The 21458-nt window shown below is 34.5% G+C and carries 14 protein-coding genes; 3 read left to right on the top strand and 11 right to left on the bottom strand.

Going from position 1 to position 21458, the window contains the following annotated elements; all coding sequences use genetic code 11:
- Positions 1-28: 28 nt before the first annotated feature.
- The 5 genes from QMO11_RS19045 to QMO11_RS19025 form a co-directional block, all read right to left on the bottom strand.
- The gene (locus QMO11_RS19045) at positions 29-988 is read right to left on the bottom strand and encodes an IPT/TIG domain-containing protein (protein ID WP_282039257.1); all 960 of its coding nucleotides are present in this window, start codon (positions 986-988) and stop codon (positions 29-31) included.
- 15 nt (positions 989-1003) lie between these two features.
- A complete protein-coding gene (locus QMO11_RS19040) occupies positions 1004-1870 on the bottom strand; it encodes a hypothetical protein (protein ID WP_282039255.1) in 867 nt (288 codons plus the stop codon).
- Positions 1871-1913: 43 nt separating this feature from the next.
- Complete coding sequence (locus QMO11_RS19035) at positions 1914-3515, bottom strand: RagB/SusD family nutrient uptake outer membrane protein (protein WP_282039254.1); 1602 nt, start codon at positions 3513-3515, stop codon at positions 1914-1916.
- 10 nt (positions 3516-3525) lie between these two features.
- Positions 3526-6708, bottom strand: a complete 3183-nt coding sequence (locus tag QMO11_RS19030; RefSeq protein ID WP_282039253.1) for a SusC/RagA family TonB-linked outer membrane protein — start codon at positions 6706-6708, stop codon at positions 3526-3528.
- A gap of 300 nt (positions 6709-7008) precedes the next feature.
- Positions 7009-9585, bottom strand: coding sequence for a beta-mannosidase (locus QMO11_RS19025; RefSeq protein ID WP_282039251.1), 2577 nt, complete (start codon positions 9583-9585; stop codon positions 7009-7011).
- Positions 9586-9767: 182 nt separating this feature from the next.
- Here QMO11_RS19025 and QMO11_RS19020 point away from each other — a divergent pair, with 182 nt between their 5' ends.
- Genes QMO11_RS19020 through QMO11_RS19010 form a run of 3 tightly spaced genes read left to right on the top strand, consistent with a single transcriptional unit; the run spans position 9768 to position 12898 of the window.
- Positions 9768-10766, top strand: coding sequence for a LacI family DNA-binding transcriptional regulator (locus QMO11_RS19020; RefSeq protein ID WP_282039249.1), 999 nt, complete (start codon positions 9768-9770; stop codon positions 10764-10766).
- Between the two features lie 53 nt (positions 10767-10819).
- Complete coding sequence (locus QMO11_RS19015; RefSeq protein WP_282039247.1) at positions 10820-11893, top strand: ROK family protein; 1074 nt, start codon at positions 10820-10822, stop codon at positions 11891-11893.
- Between the two features lie 33 nt (positions 11894-11926).
- Positions 11927-12898 (top strand): type I phosphomannose isomerase catalytic subunit, encoded by a 972-nt coding sequence (locus QMO11_RS19010; RefSeq protein ID WP_282039245.1) that lies wholly within the window; start codon positions 11927-11929, stop codon positions 12896-12898.
- A 512-nt stretch (positions 12899-13410) separates the two neighbouring features.
- On the opposite strand, the gene QMO11_RS19005 is transcribed toward QMO11_RS19010, so the two are convergent.
- The 6 genes from QMO11_RS19005 to QMO11_RS18980 form a co-directional block, all read right to left on the bottom strand.
- On the bottom strand, positions 13411-14877 hold the full coding sequence (locus tag QMO11_RS19005) for an ankyrin repeat domain-containing protein (RefSeq protein ID WP_282039244.1): 1467 nt from the start codon (positions 14875-14877) through the stop codon (positions 13411-13413).
- 159 nt (positions 14878-15036) lie between these two features.
- Positions 15037-15708 (bottom strand): hypothetical protein, encoded by a 672-nt coding sequence (locus QMO11_RS19000; RefSeq protein WP_282039243.1) that lies wholly within the window; start codon positions 15706-15708, stop codon positions 15037-15039.
- A 638-nt stretch (positions 15709-16346) separates the two neighbouring features.
- Entirely contained in the window at positions 16347-17057 is a 711-nt protein-coding gene (locus QMO11_RS18995) for a DUF6261 family protein (RefSeq protein WP_068471780.1), read from the bottom strand.
- 519 nt (positions 17058-17576) lie between these two features.
- Complete coding sequence (locus QMO11_RS18990; RefSeq protein WP_282039240.1) at positions 17577-19205, bottom strand: outer membrane protein assembly factor BamB family protein; 1629 nt, start codon at positions 19203-19205, stop codon at positions 17577-17579.
- A 208-nt stretch (positions 19206-19413) separates the two neighbouring features.
- Positions 19414-21039, bottom strand: coding sequence for an outer membrane protein assembly factor BamB family protein (locus QMO11_RS18985; RefSeq protein ID WP_282039239.1), 1626 nt, complete (start codon positions 21037-21039; stop codon positions 19414-19416).
- A 15-nt stretch (positions 21040-21054) separates the two neighbouring features.
- Positions 21055-21426: a hypothetical protein gene (locus QMO11_RS18980; RefSeq protein ID WP_282039238.1), complete on the bottom strand. Its 372-nt coding sequence runs from the start codon at positions 21424-21426 to the stop codon at positions 21055-21057.
- Between the last annotated feature and the right edge of the window lie 32 nt (positions 21427-21458).

The raw sequence follows: 21458 nt of genomic DNA, 5'->3' as shown, positions 1-21458 counted from the left end.
TCACTTTATACACACTAAACTGTAAAATCTACTTTGGTGAAAAACGGAAATTATCCATATATAATCCTGTAACATCCGCTGTTCCATCAACATAATCCATAATAAAGCCCCAATCGCCTGTTGCTTCAATATTACCATCTGGCAAATTACCATAAGCTGATAAATCTATTTCAACAGTAAACCAACCTTCAAAAGTTCCATCGGCACCAAAACCAAAGCTTCCTAAATTAATTTGATGTTTATTAATTAAAAATGCAAAACGAGGATTACTACCAAATGGCTTAGTTAACTTCATATCAATACGCAGATTATGAGTTGCTTTAGTTGATTGAAAGTCCATTGGAGTCCAGTTCATTCCCCAACCCCATATAAAATCACCATTACCAATTGCTGTCCCATTTCCTTTAACACCAGCTCCGTTTGAAACGGCGTCATCTGTAATGGCGAGAAATGGTTGTCCACTCCAATTTAAGCCTCCAGATTGAATAAAATCCGGCCACACATCAGGGTTATCCGAAATTATTGCATCTGCAGCATCAACCGGAATTAAAGCTGTACGGGTAAGTGCAAAAACAAAGAAGTTCTCTTCAGTTTCTATATTTACAGGCTCTTCATTATCAGTAGCTGTTAAGGTAAGTATTCCGCTCTCTATGTGAGTCGGTACTTCAACCATAATCTGACGCCTTGTTTGCTCAACAAAATCGGCTGCAAGCACTACGGTTCCACCAGGAAACAATATAGACTCAATCTTTTGTAAATCTGAACCAGTAACAGTTATCATTGTACCAGGAACGCCGTATTCAGGAGTAAAACCCTCCAATTCAAAAACTGGTGGAACCTCCACTTCTGGTGGCTCAGGAGTTGGTGAATCAATAGTTATGGGCTCGTCTACTTCTTCTTTCATACAAGAAGTATTAAAAACCAATAATGATCCAATTAGTATCATAAAAGATACTGTAAATTGACTTATATATTTTGTTTTATTCATAGCTATAACGTTTTGTTAATATGAGTAACCTTCTTTCTTAAAGTGCCAAAACCAAGCAGCTGCATCTCCATCATTCGCTGTAGGAGTAGCACAAAGTCTAAGTTCGTTTTCGGTGAGATTAACTATATAATATTCGTAATATACATTAGCCTCTGCATCACCATCAACCCCAAATGGAATAGTATGCCCTGTTAATACAAGCTTTCCTTCAAAAACAACATTGCCTTCTTCATCTAAAACCAGATGTTCGCCACCAACTTGTAATACCCAAGTACCACTTCCACTTCCTGGTGTTGCACCTGTTTCACTATCAAAACTTAAACCATCCATTTTAAAAGTTAGCTTATCTGTTAAAGCCATTCCTTTAGAATCAATTGCATCGGCAATAGAAGGAGCCCACCAATTAGGTGTAGGACTTAACCATCCTCCTTTACCCCAAATACAATCGGGTTGGTAGGTATTATCATCGGCCCAAACCCATGTTTTTTCAATGGCGCCATCTTCTGTTTTGGCTAATAATTGCCAATAAGGATGATCGAAGAAATTAGGATCGTCCTGCGCTATATTAAACGATTGAGTAACTTTTACTACTTTATCTCCTCCGTAAAAACTAATATCAATATCATAATCGCCCGCTAGTGCAACTACAAATTCATGAGCGGGTCCTGTGGCCATCCATCCAGAAGAAGATACCCACTGTGCAATTAGTCCTTTTTCAGAAGTTGTGCAAACCACCTTATTACCATCTACCTCAATTGAAACAGACGCTAACAATTCGGTTTCTGACTTAGCTGGTTCCATCGATTGCCTATCCTCTATAGGGTCGCAAGCTGCAAATACCAGTAAGCCTATTATAAATAAATATATAGTGTTCATATTCATTGCTTCATGTTTTAATTATTAGAATTAATTATAATCCAATGTTTTACTCCCATCCCGGATTTTGAACCAAATTGCCTTGTGATAATCTAATTTGAGATTCAGGCAATGGAAGAAATACGCGATCTGCATTAAACGTTACTTGATAAGATTCATCAACACCCGAGTTTTTAACTATTGTACCATTAGCTTCTTCTATAGCTTCTTTGGCATCGCCCCAGCGTAATAAATCGTAATAGCGAACCCCTTCAAAAGCCAATTCTTTTCTACGCTCTGCTTTTATGGTTTCTAAATCGGCTCCTGCCGATGACATACCTGAACGTGCTCTAACTTTATCAATTCCTGCTACTTCTCCTGTTAATTCTGAGTGCATTAATAAAACATCCGAGAAACGAATAATAATATCATCCTGCATATTCCAAAGCTGCATATTGGCTTGCACACCACCATATAAGTTGTAATACATTCCTCGTACATTTCCCTCGCCATCATCAGCTACAATAGGAATGTGTTTTTTAATATATAAACCCGTTTCTTCTCTATTTCTGTCTAATCCAAACTCATAATCTGGTACTTCTAAAGTTATATCCACGATAGATTGTGATAAGCGACTATCTCCAACAAAAGCCTCGCGCAATTTTGGTGATACCTGAGCAAAACCCCAGCCTTGACCATAAGGTGCATATTCTGCTCCGCGCATTCCAATGTAAAGGCAATATTGATTACTATAAGCTAATCGCCCTGGGTTACCTGGCCAAACACCTTGGTTTGTATATTTAACGGCAAACACCGTTTCAATATGACCATCCTTTGCCCAATTATCATCTAAGTACGAATAGGGCCAAACACTTTCGTAATCACCTATTAGGTCGTGTCCGCTTTCATTAATACAAGATTCTAACCATTCAACCACCATATCTTTTGTAACATCACCCTCTTCGAGCGTACTCAATTTTGGTTGTTTATAATAGCCTGTATAAAACAAATATACCCTTGCCATTAAAGCTTGCGCAGCCCATTTTGTAGCTCTACCACTATTTACAGATGCCCATGCTGTAGTATATTTTTCTTTTGGAAGGCTATCAATAGCTATTTTAAGATCAGAGGTAATTTGAGTATATATTTCGGTAGGCGTTGATTTACCTAGATATAATAACTCAGGCTCTAACTGTAGTGGAACTTCTCCGAATAATTGAGATAAGCGAAAATAAAAGAAAGCTCGTAAAAAGTAGGCCTCTCCTTTTTGCTGCAACTTTAACTCTTCATCGGTATAGGTTGCTTGATCTATTTTAGCCAAGAGTGTGTTTATATAAAATATCCCTTGATAGCAACGCTCGTATATATGCAAGAATGTATCTTCGCCCGAATTCTTAGTAAATTTATCTAAATCATTTGGAATTGGATCTGTTGTTCCTGCACCAGCAAAACAATCATCGGATTGAATATTTGCCATTAAAATAGGATGATTTTGCGCATTATCAACTGCTAAACATGAGTACGCTCCAACTAAGGCTTCATCAACATCTTTTGCATTTTGATAATAGTTGTCTAAGTCTTTTTCAAATAGATTTTCTCTATCTAAAAACTCATCTCCACAACTCGTAAGAATTGTTAGAAACGCTATTGATATATAAAATATATTTTTCATAAATTTTCAATTAAAAGGTTAGACTTACTCCTACTAAAACTGTTCTGGCTGCAGGATACAAACCTAAATCGATTCCTGATGCCCATGGATAATCATCGGGTCCATAACCTACTTCTGGGTCCATGCCATTGTAGTTTGTAAACACGAAGAAATCTTGAAGTGTAACATATAATTTGGCTCCACTAAAATATTCCATGTCTTTTATTAAACGTTTAAAGTCGTAACCAAGAGTTATATTGCTCACCTTAAAATAGTTTGCATCCTGTATATAAACATCTGAGATGTAAGTCTGATTTCTACCTATTGAGTAATCTAACCTAGGCATTGTATTAGATGTACCTTCACCGTGCCAACGATCAAACACATCGGTAGTGTAATTTTGAAGAGGAGAGTCTCCAAACGAGCGATACGATTTAGCAACTTGATGCCCAAAAGCGCCATTACCCGTGATGTTTAGGTAAATACCTTTATACTCTGTATTCAATTGAATACCCAATATATGCTTAGGGTTAGGATTACCAATATTTACTTTATCCTCATCATCTATTTTGCCATCGCCATTTTGATCTACAAATTTTAAATCTCCTGGTTTTTGATCATCAAAATAAGGTTGACCAGCATTATCAGCGCCATCTGGTGCAACCCAAGCTGCCGCTTCTGCATCATTCTGAATAACACCATCGGTCTCATACCCCCAAAAATATCCTATAGGTAATCCAACTTCAGCCCTAAACATTTCACCTGTAGATTCACTTAGCACATTACTCGGTCCATTAATAATTCCTTCTGAATTTTTAATATCCGTAACCTCATTTTCGTTATATGAGTAGGATGCAGTTATTCCATAATTAAAATCACTTCCTATTCTATCGTTCCATCTAAGCGAAGTTTCAATACCTTGATTGGTTACCTGACCTCCGTTAATCATTTGTCCGCTTATACCATTATGAGAAGGTACTTGAGTCCAAACCAACCAGTCTTTCGTATCTTTTTTATACCAATCGAATGCACCCTGTAAACGTGAGTTTAGAAGATGAAAATCGACTCCAATATTCAATTGTTCAGAAGTTTCCCAAGTAATATCCTTATTTGGAATACGCGCAGGGTACGATCCAATATCCCTTGTAGAAGAGGTTGTACCTGGCGCACCTTTATTATCGCCAAAACCATATGATGCATTATAATGTAAACTACTGCCATCACCATCGGTATAACCAATAGTAGATGAGTGTAAATATGGTTCAATAGAGTGATTACCTACTTGTCCCCAACTAGCACGAATTTTCAAAAACGAAAGCCAATCAAGATTTCCTTCCATAAAACTTTCGTTGGTTAATACCCAACCTGCAGAAACAGAAGGGAACACTCCCCATCGGTTATCTTTTGTAAAATTACTAGATCCATCAGCCCTAACCATTGCTGATAAAAGGTAAGTTTCTTTGTAATTCCACGAGAATCGACCAAAGTACGACATTAAGTTGCCACCATAATCATCACTACCTGATGCATTGGCAATTACTGTAGTATTATTTATATAAGCATTTTTATAGGTTTGAAATAAACTTTCGCGCCCTGTTGCACCTACATCATATGATACTTGCGTTGCTTCCATACTTTGACCTGCCATAACTGAAAAATTATGATTGGCAATTGGCGTAAAATCATAGGTTGCGGTATTTGTCCACATTAGTGAATTACCACTGTATACACTTTGTTCTACTTTATCAGAAGCTTCTGATTGATTTTGTGATATATCGTATTTAGGCACCCATGATCTGGCACCTCCCCACCAAGCGTTAACACCTAACTCAGTACGTAATACCAAATTATCAATTGGTTCAATAACCAAATAAGCCGAACCTACAGCAGTATTATTGTCATTTTCGCCATACTTAGTTAAGTAGTCCATCAATGCAATTGGATTACCTTCTTGCGTATTCCAATCAATGGCATAATGATATTGATCGCCACTATAAACAGGCATAAACGGACTAGCACTTACAAAGTTTCGTACATCGTTCCAATATTGATTTCCTTGGCGAATTCCATTATTCTTGGTTTTTGAATACGTTAGATTCTGTCCTAATTTTACAATATCACGTTTACCATTATTAATAATAGTGTGCTCACTATTCAATCGGAATGTGTGACGGTTATAAAATGAATTGGACTGTTTTCCCATAACACCTTCTTGATCGAAATAAGAATACCCCAATGCAAATGCTGAATTTTCGCTACCTCCGGTGATATTTAACGCATGATTTTGAATAGCTGCATTTTCAACCCTAGCCTCTTCAAACCAATTGGTTCCTTTTGACTCTCCGCTTTCTATTTGTTCCCAGTTAGGTACCATAGAAGCATAATCGTTAGGAGCTAAACCACTGTTTACACGAGCCTCATCCATCATTAATGCATACTCTTGTGCATTTAATAAATCAGGCGATTTTCGAACATTTTGAACACCATAATAGCCATTATAGGTAACCGTAGTTTTCATATTTTTACGGCCCTTCCTAGTAGTAACCAAAATAACACCATTAGCAGCACGAGCCCCATAAATAGCGGCAGAAGCAGCATCCTTAAGCACATCAATATTTTCAATATCGCTGGTACTTAAGTAATCAATATTGCTTTGAATTACCCCATCTACAATATAAAGAGGCTGTGCATCACCCGTTGTACCAATACCACGTATAAAAACCTTAGTTCCTGCACCTGGCTGCGCACTGTTTTGTACAATATTTAAACCTGGGGTAATACCCTTCATGGCATCAATTGCATTGGGCGTACTTAATTCCTCAAGCTTTTCACCTTTTACATTTAAATTAGCTCCTGTAACTAATTTCTTTTTCATGGTTCCATATCCAACCACCACCACTTCATCTAAACCCTCACTATCCAAAACCATTTGAATATCTAACTCAGTTTGATTACTGATATCAACCACCAAATCTTGAAAACCTATAAAGGAAAAGATTAATGATTTTTGTGCGTCAGGAACAACTAAAGAAAAATTACCCTCAAAATCTGAGATCGTTCCTTGAGTTGTGCCTTCAATTAAAATAGAAACTCCTGGCAAAGGTTGACCACCATCATCCCTTACCGATCCGGAAATTGTTTTGTTTTGTCCTAATATTATTTGAACAAAGCAAAACATCACCATTACCGCAAATAAGCGTAGATTCATTTTCATAAAATTCAATTTAAATTAAGTTTCATTTTTACTTATTGTATATTATACACTTTCATATTTAACAAATTTAAACGTTTTATGAATTGCCCTTACGTACTATTTCATCAATAGATAATACTTTTTAAACAAGTTTGAGAATTCTGTATTTATACCAAAAACATCATCAAATGATTGATATAATGCATTTGGCATTAGTTGTAAACCCTAATCTAATAAAAAGCAAAAGGAGCACCAATTCTTTAAAAAAGAATATAGGTGCTCCTTCTGATTCTGCCCTTCTTACTATATAAACCAGATGCTTTACAAGGTCATTATTTTTATGTCTTCTGTTTTAATATTTGCAACATCTCCAAGGATTGTAATCGTTTTAGATTCATCAGCTTCCATATCAAAGTAATTGTCACTCCATTCAAAGCCTTTTGATTTATTTAATGATAAGAATAAGCTTCGCACTAGAGAGTCTGATTTTACAGAAACCACCAACTGGTCTTCGGTTTGTTCTATTATGGAAATATCAATATTTGCCTTATCTAGCTCTTGATCTTTAGGGAAAGTAAAATAGTACTTTTGTTCAGCCAAGAGTTTATCGTTATCCTTAAGGGTAATTGATAAATAGGTTTTCTTTTTATTTATGCCTTTTAACTCTGAACTTGCAAATGTGAAAATTTGCGTTGACGTATTGGCTTCGAGTTTAAGCTGCTGGTTAATTGTTTTGAGAACCTTTCCTCCAAAATCTTTTAGCTCAATTTTTAGAGATGCTTTCCTCTCTTGCTGAAAGTCAGAAACACCATATATTTCAATATTCCCCTTATTCTGCGTTGCACTAATTATTATAGGTTCAAAAGCTCGTTTAACCGCATAATGAACCGCTTTCCAATTATGGTAATAGTCTGTGCTGCTCCAACTGGCAACAGGCCAACAATCGTTTATTTGCCAATATAATGAACCCATACAATAAGGCATTGCTCTTCGGTGCGCCTCAATGGCCATACCAATACCTTCTGCTTGTAAAACATGACTCATATATAGAAACTCTTCAAAATCAGCAGGCACATTATAATACCAACTCATGTATTCTTTAATTCTCAAATTCCCAATTCCGCTGCGCTGATGTGCTGCCATTACATCAGATTCGATATCGAAATCCTCATTGCTCGCATAGGTTTTTACCGTATTCAATTCAGGAAAAGATTGAAACCCATATTCGCTCATAAACCGAGCTTTATATTTATCAAAATCTTCAAACCGGTGCAAACCATGCCACACGCCCCAATAATGCATGTCTCCAGATGTATTTACATCACTGGCATGTTGATCTATATCATAGCCTGCTTGTGGTGACGATGGCCAATAGTCGGCATTATTTGTAAATTCATCCACAACATCAGGTAATACTTTATGAAAGATATTCACATAAGCCTCCTGTATTTCTTCTTGCTGCGCTGGTGTGTATCTTTCTTTCCAGCCCCAGCCTCCTTTTCCAAAGTAATGCCATGCTATATTTATTTCGTTATTACCGCACCATAATACAATTGATGGATGATTGCGTAAACGAATTACATTATCTTCAGCTTCCTTTCTGATATTGTTTAACATGGCCTCATCGCCTGGATACATGGAACAAGCAAACATAAAATCTTGCCAAACCATGATGCCGTTTTTATCGCATAAATCATAGAAATAGTCATCTTCATAAACACCACCACCCCAAATGCGTAACATATTCATATTGGCATTTACAGCATCGGCAACAACTTTATCATAATCACTTTTTGTAACGCGAGGTAAAAAACTATCATTAGGTATATAGTTGGCTCCTTTTGCAAAAACACGAACTCCATTTAATTCAAAAAGAAATGATTCTCCTTTCTCATCTTCTTCCCTCACTAATTTAATTGAGCGTAAGCCTGTTGATATACTCTTTGTACTCACCAAATTAGTACCATTGCTAATTTGAATTTCAAAATCATACATATTAGGCTCTCCTAAACCTCTGCTCCACCATAACTTTGGATTTTCAATAGTAAAAGGAATGGCCACTTTATTCTCTCCTTTATTTATTTCAAAAGCTTGCTTTGCAACTATACTATTATCCTCTTTATTTCTAATGATGGCTTCTACATTAGAATGTGACTCTGCCTGAATATGAATTTCTGCCTCAAGTTCTGCAACATCATTATTCACCATTAATTGCATTAGATAAACCGATTCAATTTTGTAATCATTCCAAGCACGTAACTCAACAGGACGCCAAATACCAGAAGTAACAAATCGCGGTCCCCAATCCCAACCATAATGATAACCAGCCTTACGCGTAAAAACGGACACTTTTTTATCACCTAACTCTCCATTCTCCGATTGATCATTATTAGCGGGATAAGAATAAGGAGACGCATTATATAATTCTAAACCCTTTTTAATAGGCGAATGAAAAACTATTTTTAAATGATTCTCACCAACCTTTGCAAACTGCTTTATATCTGCATCCCACTCCCTGTGCATATTAAAAGCTTTTAATACCAAGTAATCATTTACAAAAACATCAGCATAAGTATCTAAACCATAGAAATGTAATTGAAGTTTATCTTTTGATAACAATGCCTCTTCAATCTCAAAAGTAGTTTCATATACCCAATCCTTTTTATCAACCCATTGTTGATCACGTTCGTTAGTTCTGTAAAACGGGTCTTCAATTTGCTTATTATTTAATAGATCGGTATGAATAGTACCAGGAACAGAAGCAGCTCCTCTATGTGATCCATCAACTTCGCTATAAACCCAACCTTCATTTAATTGCCTTATTTCCATAGATTCTTTTTTCTCTTGTTTACAAGCACTGAAGGCCATTAAAAGTCCTATAAAATAGATTATGCGCATACGATTTATTTTTGTGGTTATTTGTAGTATCATCATTAACAAATATAAACCTCAGCTCCATTTCATTTAAATGAAAATCTAACCATATATGATACTATTTCAACAAAATACACCATAAATAATGTTAGATTATTTTTTTATAAAGAAGAAAAATATACTTTTGCTAAACCGATTTAGTATAGATGGCAAAAATATCAATAAAAAAAATAGCTGAACTAGCAGAAGTTTCAAAAACTACTGTCTCATTCGTTTTAAACGGACGAGGAGATGAAAAAAATATTAGTAAGGCAACTCAAGATAAAATTACTGCCATAGCCAAAGAAAACCAATACCAAGCAAACCACATTGCACGAAGTTTAAGTATTGGCAAATCGTTTACAATTGGATTTATTGTTCCGGATATTTCAAACCCTTTTTACGGAAAAATAGCGCGCCATATTGAACAGTTTGCCGAAGATAAAGGCTATTCGGTAATGGTTGCGAGTACAAATGAAGATTTAAAAAAAGAAAAGAAGATTATTGATCAGTTTAAAGCACGACAGGTAGATGGTATTATATTAGCTAGCAGTGCTCCAAACTTAAGTACCTTAAATATTACACTAAATAAAAATTTACCAACCGTTTTATTTGATCGAGTTTTTAAAGATTCATCTCAATCCTTTGTTGATATTAATAACGAAGAAGCTGCAATGCAACTTACTGAAACACTCATCAATAAAGGACATAGCAGAATCGCCTTCTTTTCAACAACATCCTATTTACCAAATATTTCTGACCGAACTAAAGGCTACAAAGCAGCATTAGAAAAAAATGGAATTACATATGACAGTAAGATTCATTTTGAAATTGATTTTAAAAACAAAAAAGAAGAAATAGTAAATGCTTTTTCAAGCCTAATGAATACCGAAGATTGTCCTACAGCTATCTTATTTGTAAATAATGTATTGGCATCTGAGGCATTATGGTGTGTAAATACAAACTTTGCTGCATATAAGGATCAACTATCATTTGCCTGTTTCGATAATCTTGACCTATTTGATTACTCTTTACCCAAAGTAAGCTCTGTTATTCAACCCAGTGAAGAAATTGCCAACCAGTCAGTTTTCATGCTTTGCAAGCAAATAGAGGATACTATTGATAAGGAAGGCATTCAATTAAAAACAAAGATTATAAATAGATAATATATTTTTTATCGGTTTACTAAACCGATTTACTAAATGAAATAAATGATACTATGAATATATTTTCAGACGAAAGATTAGTACTAACCTTAGATGCGGGTGGAACTAATTTTGTTTTTAATGCAATTAAAGGTGGTAAGGCTGTACTTAAACCTCACGGAACACCTTCGTATGGTGATAATTTAGAAAAGTGCCTGCAAACCATGATTGATGGTTTTGAGCATATCAAATCGCAATTATCCGAAGATCCAATTGCAATAAGTTTTGCATTTCCAGGGCCAGCTGATTATAGCAATGGTATTATTGGTGACCTAGGTAATCTACCTGCATTTAGAGGAGGTATTGCTTTGGGTGATATGTTGAATAATCACTTTAACATTCCTGTATTTATTCAAAATGATGGAGACTTATACACTTACGGTGAAGCTCTTGGAGGTTTATTAATTGATGTTAACAAGCTATCGGAGAAACAGTATAAAAACCTTATAGGCATAACCTTGGGTACTGGTTTTGGCGCAGGCTTGGTACATAACAATACGCTTATTACTGGTGATAATTGTATTGCTGCCGAGGTATGGTTGATCTCTAATTCAATAAGTCCTGATAACAATGCAGAAGAAGGCGTAAGTACTCGTGCGATTATTAATACATATAATGATGCTATTGAAACGCCTGATTCTACTTTAATGCCAAAAGATATTTACGATATCGCTACAGAGAAAAAGGATGGTAACAAAGCAGCTGCTCTAAATGCTTTTAAGTTATTTGGTAAGCACCTTGGAGACTCTATCGCCAACCTAATTAATCTATTTGATGGTTTAGTGGTTATTGGCGGTGGACTAACAGGAGCCAGCAGTTTATACATGCCCGAAGTAATGAATGTGCTCAAGGGTAAGTTTAATTGCGGACAAGACCGCTTGGTACACAAAGTATATTGCCTAGATGATGAAGCGGAGGCTAAAGCTTTTACACAGTCGAATGGCAAACAAATAAAAGTGCCTTTCTCTGATAAAACAGTAAACTACGATGCAGAACAAAAAATAGCTATTGCAACAAGCAAACTTGATGCAAGTACAGCAATTTCGTTGGGTGCATATGCTTATGCTATAAAGGAGTTAGACAAATAGAAATTCACAAAAAGAAACGATAATAAAAACACTATGTTATATCCATTAAAATTTAATCCCATACTTAAAGAAATGTTATGGGGAGGAAAAAAGATTCCAGCAAAACTTAATATTGATGTGGCTGATGATGCTACTGTAGGAGAAAACTTTGCCATATCAGGTTTAAAAAATGATATGTCGGTAGTGAGCGAAGGCGCATTAAAAGGGAAAGCACTTGCTGATTTAATTGAAGAGCATAAAGGTGCGCTTATTGGCGATAAAGTGTATGAAAAATTCGGCACTAAATTTCCTTTATTGCTTAAGTATATTGATGCGAACGATGATTTATCAATACAGGTACACCCTAACGATGCTTTGGCTGCAGAGGTGCACAACTCGTTTGGTAAAACAGAGATGTGGTATGTTGTTGAATCAGAAGAAGGCGCTGCTTTAAATTCTGGTTTCTCTAAAAAGACTACAGCTGCCGAGTTTGAGCAAATGCACAACGAGAATAAAATAATGGATTTAATGAGCCCACACAAAACAGAAGAGGGCGATACATTCTTTATTCCTGCAGGTAAAGTACATTCAATTGGTAGTGGTAACTTAATTGCTGAGATTCAACAAACTTCAGATATTACTTATCGTATTTACGATTTTGACAGACGCGATAAGTTCGGAAACCCGCGCGAATTACACCATGAATTGGCTATGAATGCAATGGATTTTTCTGATGATGATTCTGGTAAAGTTGATTATTCAATTAAAGCAAACGAGTCGGTTAACTTGGCGACTTGCGAATATTTTACTACAAATATCATTGAAGTAAAAGAAAAAATAGAAAAGGATTACAGCGCTATTGATTCTTTTGTGATATTGATGAATGTAGGAGGAGCATGCAACATTGAGTGCAATGGTACAACTACTTCTGTTAATGAAATGGAAACGGTATTAATACCGGCTTCAGAAAAGAGCATTACAATTCAAACAGAAAATTCGGCTAAACTATTAGAGGTTTACTTATAATGATAAAAGGGAATCCATTTTCGGATTCCGTGATCTTACACTATCACAAAAACTGTGTAATTGAAACTACCAAGGGGATTACCCTTCGGTAGTTTTTTTTATTTTTAATAATTTACACAGTATGAAAAAAGAAGATTTATTACAAGATGATTTCCTTTAACAGTTTAAGAACGGAGATGCGTTAAACTGATTATTGAGTAGAAAAAGCATTGTACATCCGTTGCCTGCACAAAAATGGCAAGGTGCTTTTATCTCTATTTGTCATTGGGCATAATTTCAGCAATAATCAAATACAACAAACTCCCTAATCTTAAGACCAGGGAGTTTGAATGTTTATATTATTTAAAGCAAAATTACTTCTTACTCTCATCGAAGTATAAAGTAAACGAGCGACTATACACTGTACAATACTATCAGTCTAGGTTCAATAGATAGTCTTTTATCTCTTTATGAAACCGTGTGCAATCTATCGGCTTTTTCCCTTCAAAATCTTTTATTGTTTTATCAGCTCCTTACGCTGTTAAGAATTTTACTGCTGCAAGGTTTCCTAATTCACAGGCCAAATGTAGGGGTGACCTTCCATACTTATTTACAGCATTTATTTTTGCACCATTATTTACCAAAAGTTCAGCTCTATTTAGCTTATGTTTTTTTATAGCTGTAAATAATGGTGTTTCACCATCAATATTAATCGCATTTACATCGGCTCCTTTATTAATTAATTCATCAATGAAGATACTTTTATTTTCACGCCGCGATCCAGCTATTACATGAAGAGGTGTATTATTCCTAGTATCTCTACTGTTTATGTTAACTCCCGCATCTATTAGTAATCTTGCAATAGAAGTATCATAACATTTAAAGGCCTCATGTAAGGGTAAAGAACCTGCTGAATTTGCTAATTCTAGATCAGGTTTATACTTTAATAAACTGGGTAATACATATTGTTTATCGTTAAGTATAACAAGCATCAACGGGGTATTACCATCACTATCCTGTTTGTTAATATCGCCATTATTATCAATTAATGTTGATATAAGCAAGTCTAACTTGTCAGTCCAATAAACCTCATAAATATAATGTAAAGCTGATCGCCCATTATTATCAGCAATGTTTGCATTAAACCCCTTCTCATTAATAAAATAACGAATCATTTCACTAGAGCCTCCTAAAGTAGCATAATGCAATTCTGTTGCACCCTTATTGTCTTTACTTAAAATTGATCCATTGCGAAGTAATAATTTTGCAATATCAATATGTCCAAGTTCTAGGGCGTAGTGCAATGGAGTTACCCCTTGATTGTTTGCCTCGTTTATATCATAGCCAAACTGAATAAGGTAATTTACAATATCAATGCAATTACCACTAACTGCACGGTAAAATGCATTAGTTCCATCATTATCAACTACCATTATGTCAGCGCCCCTGTTGAGTAGTAGCTTTACAAGTTCAAAATTGTTATGCTGAGTTGCCAGATGAAGGGGTGTCACTTTTAAAGAACCCTGAAGGTTTAAATCAGCACCTCCTTTGATTAATAAATCTACTGTTTCTTCGCGTCCGAGATATGAGGGGTTAATTACTGATTTATTGTAATGTTCGCTTTCAACAAAATAATGAATTAGTCCAAATTTATTTGCCGAATATACTCCATCAGCCTTTGCTCCTAACTTAAGCAACGCTTCAATAACTTTTGTATTACGTGCCATAATAGCAAAAAATAAAGGAGGATATGACGAGCTTGCTTCAACAGTTGATCTATAAACCATGTACCCTTTATGCAATACATATTCATATGTATTTATAGTGCTGTTTTTAGTATCGTAATTAGGATTGAGTCCTAATTCTAAAATATGCAATACCTCTTTAGTATCGCCAGAATTAATGGCATTTACATATTGATTAAACAATTCTTGTTGATGCTGAGAAAACAAATTTAAGCTGCTTAGCAAAAGGCTAGTTAGTAAGAGATATTTGTTCATTGTAGGATTTTTATAATGCTTACTTTAAGGTTGTTGCTATTTCTAATAAATCAACACTTTGTAATGAAGTGGTTTAATAGATTTTATCATTTTTTATTCTGTATAAAAAAGACTAAACCTATTAACAGTCGTACTATAGTTAATAACAAATTAAAAGCATCAGTCGGTTATAATAATCTCTACAGGCTCAACAGTTGCATAGCTAGGTAATCTCCAAAAACTATTTTTATCTATCACACAAGTACCCTCTTTTATTACTTTAACGGCATAACCTAAAGAATTTAGGCGCTCTCCATTATTTATTGAGGATGAACTAGAAGTACTTCTTATATCAAAAAAGTCATTCTCTTTTAATGTCAATTTTTGTTTGGAACTGAAACTATAAAATACTTCAATAAAAATTAAATCGTTTAGCTTGGCGCTTGATGGCGATAAAATAGATATACTCTCCGATTCCCTTTTTACCGTATTAATTTCAACTTTATTTGAAACATATTCTTTACCCAACAAAGTGATACTATATGGGCCATAAGTATTTAATCCAACTTTATCTGGCGTTACAGTAATCGAAGTCCCAAACCTTCTATTATTATGAATACCCCAAAATTTATCAGAAGAGCTATCCTCTTGTTCTCCCAAGTTTATATCAAGCCCCTCTAACTCCAAGCTTATTGTAACTTGAGAATCTACAAAACCAGAAAAAGCCGATGTTTTAGCCACCAAACGTATTTCTTTTGCAACTGATGGTTTCTTTTTATGCTGTACTTTACTTGTACACGACAATAAAATACTTGATAAAATAAAAATGGTAAGGGTTTTGGTGCTAATCATTGTATAGGTTTTTAAAATTAATTTATAGTTAGGTATGCTCGCGTAGAGCGAAACTTTTGATATAGGCTTCTGTTTACATTTGCGCCAAAATACCACTGTTTAGTTTTAAAAAACAAACTTAACATAAATCAACAACTCTACAATATTATTCAACACATTTTATGCTTACACAGCTATTTAAATGTTATTGGATAGCACTTTTTTTCACATCATAATTGGTTTTATACCAATGTTGTCCCAAATAAATTTTCACTCAAGCCGTGAAGGCTTCTACTTTTTTCTACAGTCAAAAAAGTAGACAAAAAGACCGTCGACTGCACCCATTTCACTCAAAAACTTAAATTGGTGCTGAAACAATTAAGAATACTCAATTCTTAATTGTCCCGATATTTTAAACTCGCATCTTTTCGTGCCTCAAAGCACTCAAACAGAAAACAATTTTTAAACGTCAAATGCGAAGCTATTCATGAAGCCCTTTAGAATTAGACTTCCCTGAATAATTCAATCCAGTTTTTTGGTTCACTGGCTGAGGTCGATACTAAACAAGGCGTGCAGCACGTTATATAAAAACGTTTAGGATGCGATTGATAGTATTTATATAAAAAAGGGCTGAATAAACAGCCCTTGTTGAATAACACCTATGCCTCTACTTTCTTTTTACTACGACTTTTTACGGTAGTGTTATTGGTATCAATAATTTTATCAATGGTTAAGGCCAAACTACCATAAGTGGCTTGGTTTGCCTTTTGCATGGCGCCAAGGTAAAGTACTATATCGTTATTAACGATACTACATACCTCTTTTTTAATAAGCGAAGCACTTTTTAACTTGGCTTCTTGCGAGCTTTGTTCTTTATAATGAAGTTCGGCGGCATTAAATTTATTTTGCGCCGTAGCCAAAGCCTCAAAGGCATCGCTAACACCTGCTAATACATCAACATGCCCTTTTAATTCGGGCTTTAACATATCGGCCATTAGCGATTCGGTAAGCGAACTTTGCACGGCATAACTTTCGCTAATTATTTTAACGCCATACTTATCGTATACCTTTTTAAGGGCTGTTGCCGATGTTCTGAATGTTGGATTAGGGTTACGCTCAAAACCCATAAGCAGATAGTTTACCGACTGAATTAACTCGTCTCTAACGGCATCGAGCGTATCGAGTTCCGATTCAACAGAATCGCGTTTTATGGCAGTGGATAATTCGGCCACTTTAGATGTTAATTGATTAATAAGATTTGAGATATAGGTATCGGCACTTAAATCGACCCTACTAAAGGCTTCAAGTATAAGCTTGCTTGTTGCATCAACTTCGGTTACTCTGCTTTGTGTAGACAATTTGTTAATCATAATTAATAATTTTAAGATTAGTATATAGATGTTATTTAAAGTATTTTATTGGATTACTTGGCACTCAGGCTAGCTTTAAAAACGTTTTATTGGCTTCGGCCAAGCTCAGGTGCGCTTTAAAAGTATTTTATTGGCTTACTTGACTCTCAGGCTAGCTTTAAAAACATTTTATTTGCTTACCTGACTCTCAGGCGGGCTTTTATAATAATGTATCGCTCGGTTTAGTTACAACTTACCATTCACCAGCAATTATATGGCGAAATTTCTATTATAATACGAGATGCTTGTTTTTTACGTGGTGTACAATTTGAAGATGTGCTAGTAATGAGGGTGTGCTTTTGGGGTATCATAAATATTTAGGTTAAAGAATTTACTTATGTAAAAATAAAACCTTTATCCTAATTAGCAATTATTTAGACAAAAAAAAGAGTCCACCTTAAATTAAAATGAACTCTCATGTATCCTATTTGTGCATAAACTTGCCCTTTATTATTTCAATCTGAAAAAAATTAACAGTTATCAGTCATTAGTTTCCTCTAATATTTTAGCTGTGAAATAAACTTTATCGAAATCACTTTTTATGGTATACCCCGTTAGATTGTTATCCTTAACTATTTCGCCATTATACATTACAACTCTGCCTGGCATGGTAAATTTAATAGCTAACTTCTCGCCAATGGCATCTTTTGTTTTAATGTAAAGTACAAAATCTCCTATTATATCCTTTTCATCCCACTCTTCACCTATTGTTGTTCTATAACTTGTTGATATTAATACTGGCTTGGGTTCTTCTTTTTCTTCTTCTTCCTTCTCCTCGGGGAAACTCAGCATGGCGGGTTCCCATTTCTTTTTATCATTTTTTTTACTCACATCTATGGCTACCAATCCCTCAGCATCGGTAAAGTACAAAATATCATTTTCGACCACCAAATTTGAGGTAATCTTTGAATAGGAAGGAAATTCCCATTCTATATCACCTGTTTTACTGTTAAAAGCTGTGATAATATTCTTTTCTGTGATTACATAAACAGTATTTTCATTCAAGTATATAGGTATTCTGCCAGAAGGTCTGATAACACCTTCACCTTTAGGAAATAAATAACTCCAGCTTCTGCGAGGATACCTTAAATTAGTATACCTAATGTTATCATCTGGCAATTGCTCTAAAAAACCATTATTTGTTGGATAAAAATATCCACATTTAATTTGTGATTGCTTTGTTTTACCATTCTTGATATTTATTACAGAAAGGTTTTCGTTACCATCATCTAACCACAATAGATTATCTGTGATGTACATAGAATGATACCTACTAAACGGTTTGCCTATATTGCTTTTTTGCCATTGTAACTTACCCGTTATTTTATTAGTGCAAGTAATAGTCCAATTTGTATAAATATTTCCTTTTCCATCAACTGCATTATGTTGATGCATAACAATTTCGTATTCTTTATGATTGAAAATTCGTGTTGGGATAGGTTCGTTACACTTTATTAATTCTCCCGATCTATCATTTATTTCGTATAATTGATTGCTCCTATTGATAAATGGTAAATTTGAATATGAAGAATCTGCAGTCATTATGTATTGAGCACTATCAATAGACCACACTAATGTACCGTTTACTTTACTATGAGCATTTATAATATTATCATAAATAAAAGGCAGGATAATTAGGCTATCGGATTGTATTATACTTTCTTGTCTTTTAGAATAATTACAATCTGATTTCCATAAAATCTCACGGGTATCAGTATTAATTGACCATAATAAATGGTTTGCATATAGAAACAGAATATTATCATCTATTACTATTGAAGAATATCGTAGGTATTTGCGAGATATAATTGTACCTAAAAACCTTGGTGATTGAGAATAAGTAGAATCTCTTTTTTCCATCCATATTCGGTTTTTTACAATTGTTTCAACTTCCGTATAATTATCATAAGCTTCACTAAAGTTATTATAAACTTCCCTGTAAAGCTCTGTATCTTTACCTACCGAATCTGCTTTTAACTGTCTAAATAGAGCAAGCTTCTGTTTTACATCAGATTTTAAAGAATCTAACTGAGAAACTGATTGCCCCTTCACTGCACAGGGTAACAAACAAAGTATTACGCCTAGTATTATATATTTTATTTTCATCATTAAACTAAATACTAATTAATAACATCGTGTACGGCAAACATGTAATGGGTTATCAGGCATATAGTAATATACAAATCTCATGTGTTCTGTATCAAGTATTTTATACAAAAAGAAAAGAGTCCACCTTAAATTAAAATGGACTCTTATGTATCCTATTTGTGCATAAACTTGCCCTTTATTATTTCAATCTGAAAAAAATTAACAGTTATTAGTCATTAGTTTCCTCTAATATTTTAGCTGTGAAATAAACTTTATCGAAATCACTTTTTATCGTATAATCCCTTAGGGTGTTATCCTTAACTATTTCGCCATTATACATTACAACTCTGCCTGGCATGGTAAATTTAATAGCTAACTTCTCGCCAATGGCATCTTTTGTTTTAATGTAAAGTACAAAATCTCCTATTATATCCTTTTCATCCCACTCTTCACCTGTTGTTGTTCTATAACTTGTTGATATTAATACTGGCTTGGGTTCTTCTTTTTCTTCTTCTTTCTTCTCCTCGGGGAAACTCAGCGTGGCGGGTTCCCATTTCTTTTTATCATTTTTTTCACTCACATCTATGGCTACTAATCCCTCAGCATCGGTAAAGTACAAAACATCATTTTCTACCACCAAATTTGAAGTAATCTTTGAATAGGAAGGAAATTCCCATTTTACCTCACCTGTTTTAATGTTAAAAGCTGTGATAATATTCTTTTCTGTGATTACATAAACAGTATTTTCATTCAAGTATATAGGTATTCTGCCAGAAGATCTGATAACACCTTCTCCTTTAGGAAATAAATAACTCCAGCTTCTGCGAGGATGCCTTAAATTAGTATACCTAATGTTATCATCTGGCAATTGCTCTAAAAAACCATTATTTGTTGGATAAAAATATCCACATTTAATTTGTGATTGCTTTGTTTTACCATTTTTAATATTTATCACAAAAAAGGTTTCTTTACCATTATCTAGCCATAAAGATTCATTTGTGATGTGTAAATCATAGAATGTTAATGGCTCTTGTATATTACTTTCTTCCCATTGCTGTTTACCTGTTAATTTATTAGTGCAGGTAATAGTTCTATTGATACAATTATATCCTTTTTCATTGCGTATTTTATTATTTAGTACCACTATTTCGTATTCTTTATAATTAAAAATTACCGAAGGTGCAGGTTCTTTGCGCTTCAATAATTGACCCGTTTTACTATTTATTTCGTACAACTGATCATTCTTATTTATAAATGAAATGCTCGGATAGGTACAATCAGCTTGATTTATAAAATTAGAGCTGTCGATAGACCATGCTAATGCCCCATTTGCTTTATTATAGGCATTTATATCACCCTTATAATTAGCCGGTAATATAATAAGACTATCGGATTGTACGATATTTCCTAACCTTATAGCGTATCTACACTCTGATTTCCATAAAATGTCACGAGTATTAATGTTAATAGACCATAATAAATGATTATGATGAAGAAATAAATCATTCCCGTCTATTGCTAATGTAGTTCTATTTAAAAAAGAAGATGATATAATTGTACCTAAAAACCTTGGTGATTGAGAATAAGTAGAATCTCGTTGTTGAATTTTCCGATCAACAATGGAATCATATTCTACATCTTTGTATTTGCGCCATGCATCTATAAAACCCTGACGTGCATCCTGATACTCTTGGGTCATTTTTGGTATTGAATCTGCTTTTATCTGTTTAAATAGAGCAAGCTTCTGTTTTAAATCAGACTTTAAAGAATCTAACTGATAAACTAATTGCCCATCCACTGCACAGGGTAACAAACAAAGTATTACGCCTAGTATTATATATTTTATTTTCATCATTAAACTAAATACTAATTAATAACATCGTGTACGGCACACATCTATTGGGTTATCAGCCATATAGTAATTTACAAAGGCTGGTTCAAATCCAAATATTTTACTTGCTAAAAATTTATCGGTTATACGGACTGAGGTAGCTTGGATATCCTTATTTTTATAACGCTCATTTGCCTCTGTTTTATATACTAACATTAATGGCGTCAATCTCGCATTGTTTTCAATATCACAAATAGCCCTCCATTTTAAACCACACGAACTCACTAAACTTTCATTCAAATCATTCTCAAAATTAGCCCAAAAGTCATTGCCTAGGGTTAAAAAAGCAGACACTGCAAAACCTGGTCCAGTTCCAAAACATGCCCCTACGCCTGATAGTAAATTATCCATCACCGCATCCTTATTATGGGCATCTTTTAAAC

The organism is Saccharicrinis aurantiacus (genome assembly GCF_947489045.1).
Lineage (GTDB): Bacteria > Bacteroidota > Bacteroidia > Bacteroidales > Marinilabiliaceae > Saccharicrinis > Saccharicrinis aurantiacus.
The sequence above is the reverse complement of the archived record's forward strand: the minus strand, read 5'-3'. Positions and strand labels throughout refer to the sequence as shown.

Coding starts and splice junctions, on each gene's coding strand:
- QMO11_RS19010 (WP_282039245.1), top strand. CDS start 11,927: ATGTTATATCCATTAAAATTTAATCCCATACTTAAAGAAATGTTATGG.
- QMO11_RS18995 (WP_068471780.1), bottom strand. CDS start 17,057: ATGATTAACAAATTGTCTACACAAAGCAGAGTAACCGAAGTTGATGCA.
- QMO11_RS19035 (WP_282039254.1), bottom strand. CDS start 3,515: ATGAAAAATATATTTTATATATCAATAGCGTTTCTAACAATTCTTACG.
- QMO11_RS19000 (WP_282039243.1), bottom strand. CDS start 15,708: ATGATTAGCACCAAAACCCTTACCATTTTTATTTTATCAAGTATTTTA.
- QMO11_RS19045 (WP_282039257.1), bottom strand. CDS start 988: ATGAATAAAACAAAATATATAAGTCAATTTACAGTATCTTTTATGATA.
- QMO11_RS19030 (WP_282039253.1), bottom strand. CDS start 6,708: ATGAAAATGAATCTACGCTTATTTGCGGTAATGGTGATGTTTTGCTTT.
- QMO11_RS19015 (WP_282039247.1), top strand. CDS start 10,820: ATGAATATATTTTCAGACGAAAGATTAGTACTAACCTTAGATGCGGGT.
- QMO11_RS19020 (WP_282039249.1), top strand. CDS start 9,768: ATGGCAAAAATATCAATAAAAAAAATAGCTGAACTAGCAGAAGTTTCA.
- QMO11_RS18990 (WP_282039240.1), bottom strand. CDS start 19,205: ATGATGAAAATAAAATATATAATACTAGGCGTAATACTTTGTTTGTTA.
- QMO11_RS18980 (WP_282039238.1), bottom strand. CDS start 21,426: ATGGATAATTTACTATCAGGCGTAGGGGCATGTTTTGGAACTGGACCA.
- QMO11_RS19005 (WP_282039244.1), bottom strand. CDS start 14,877: ATGAACAAATATCTCTTACTAACTAGCCTTTTGCTAAGCAGCTTAAAT.
- QMO11_RS19025 (WP_282039251.1), bottom strand. CDS start 9,585: ATGCGCATAATCTATTTTATAGGACTTTTAATGGCCTTCAGTGCTTGT.
- QMO11_RS18985 (WP_282039239.1), bottom strand. CDS start 21,039: ATGATGAAAATAAAATATATAATACTAGGCGTAATACTTTGTTTGTTA.
- QMO11_RS19040 (WP_282039255.1), bottom strand. CDS start 1,870: ATGAATATGAACACTATATATTTATTTATAATAGGCTTACTGGTATTT.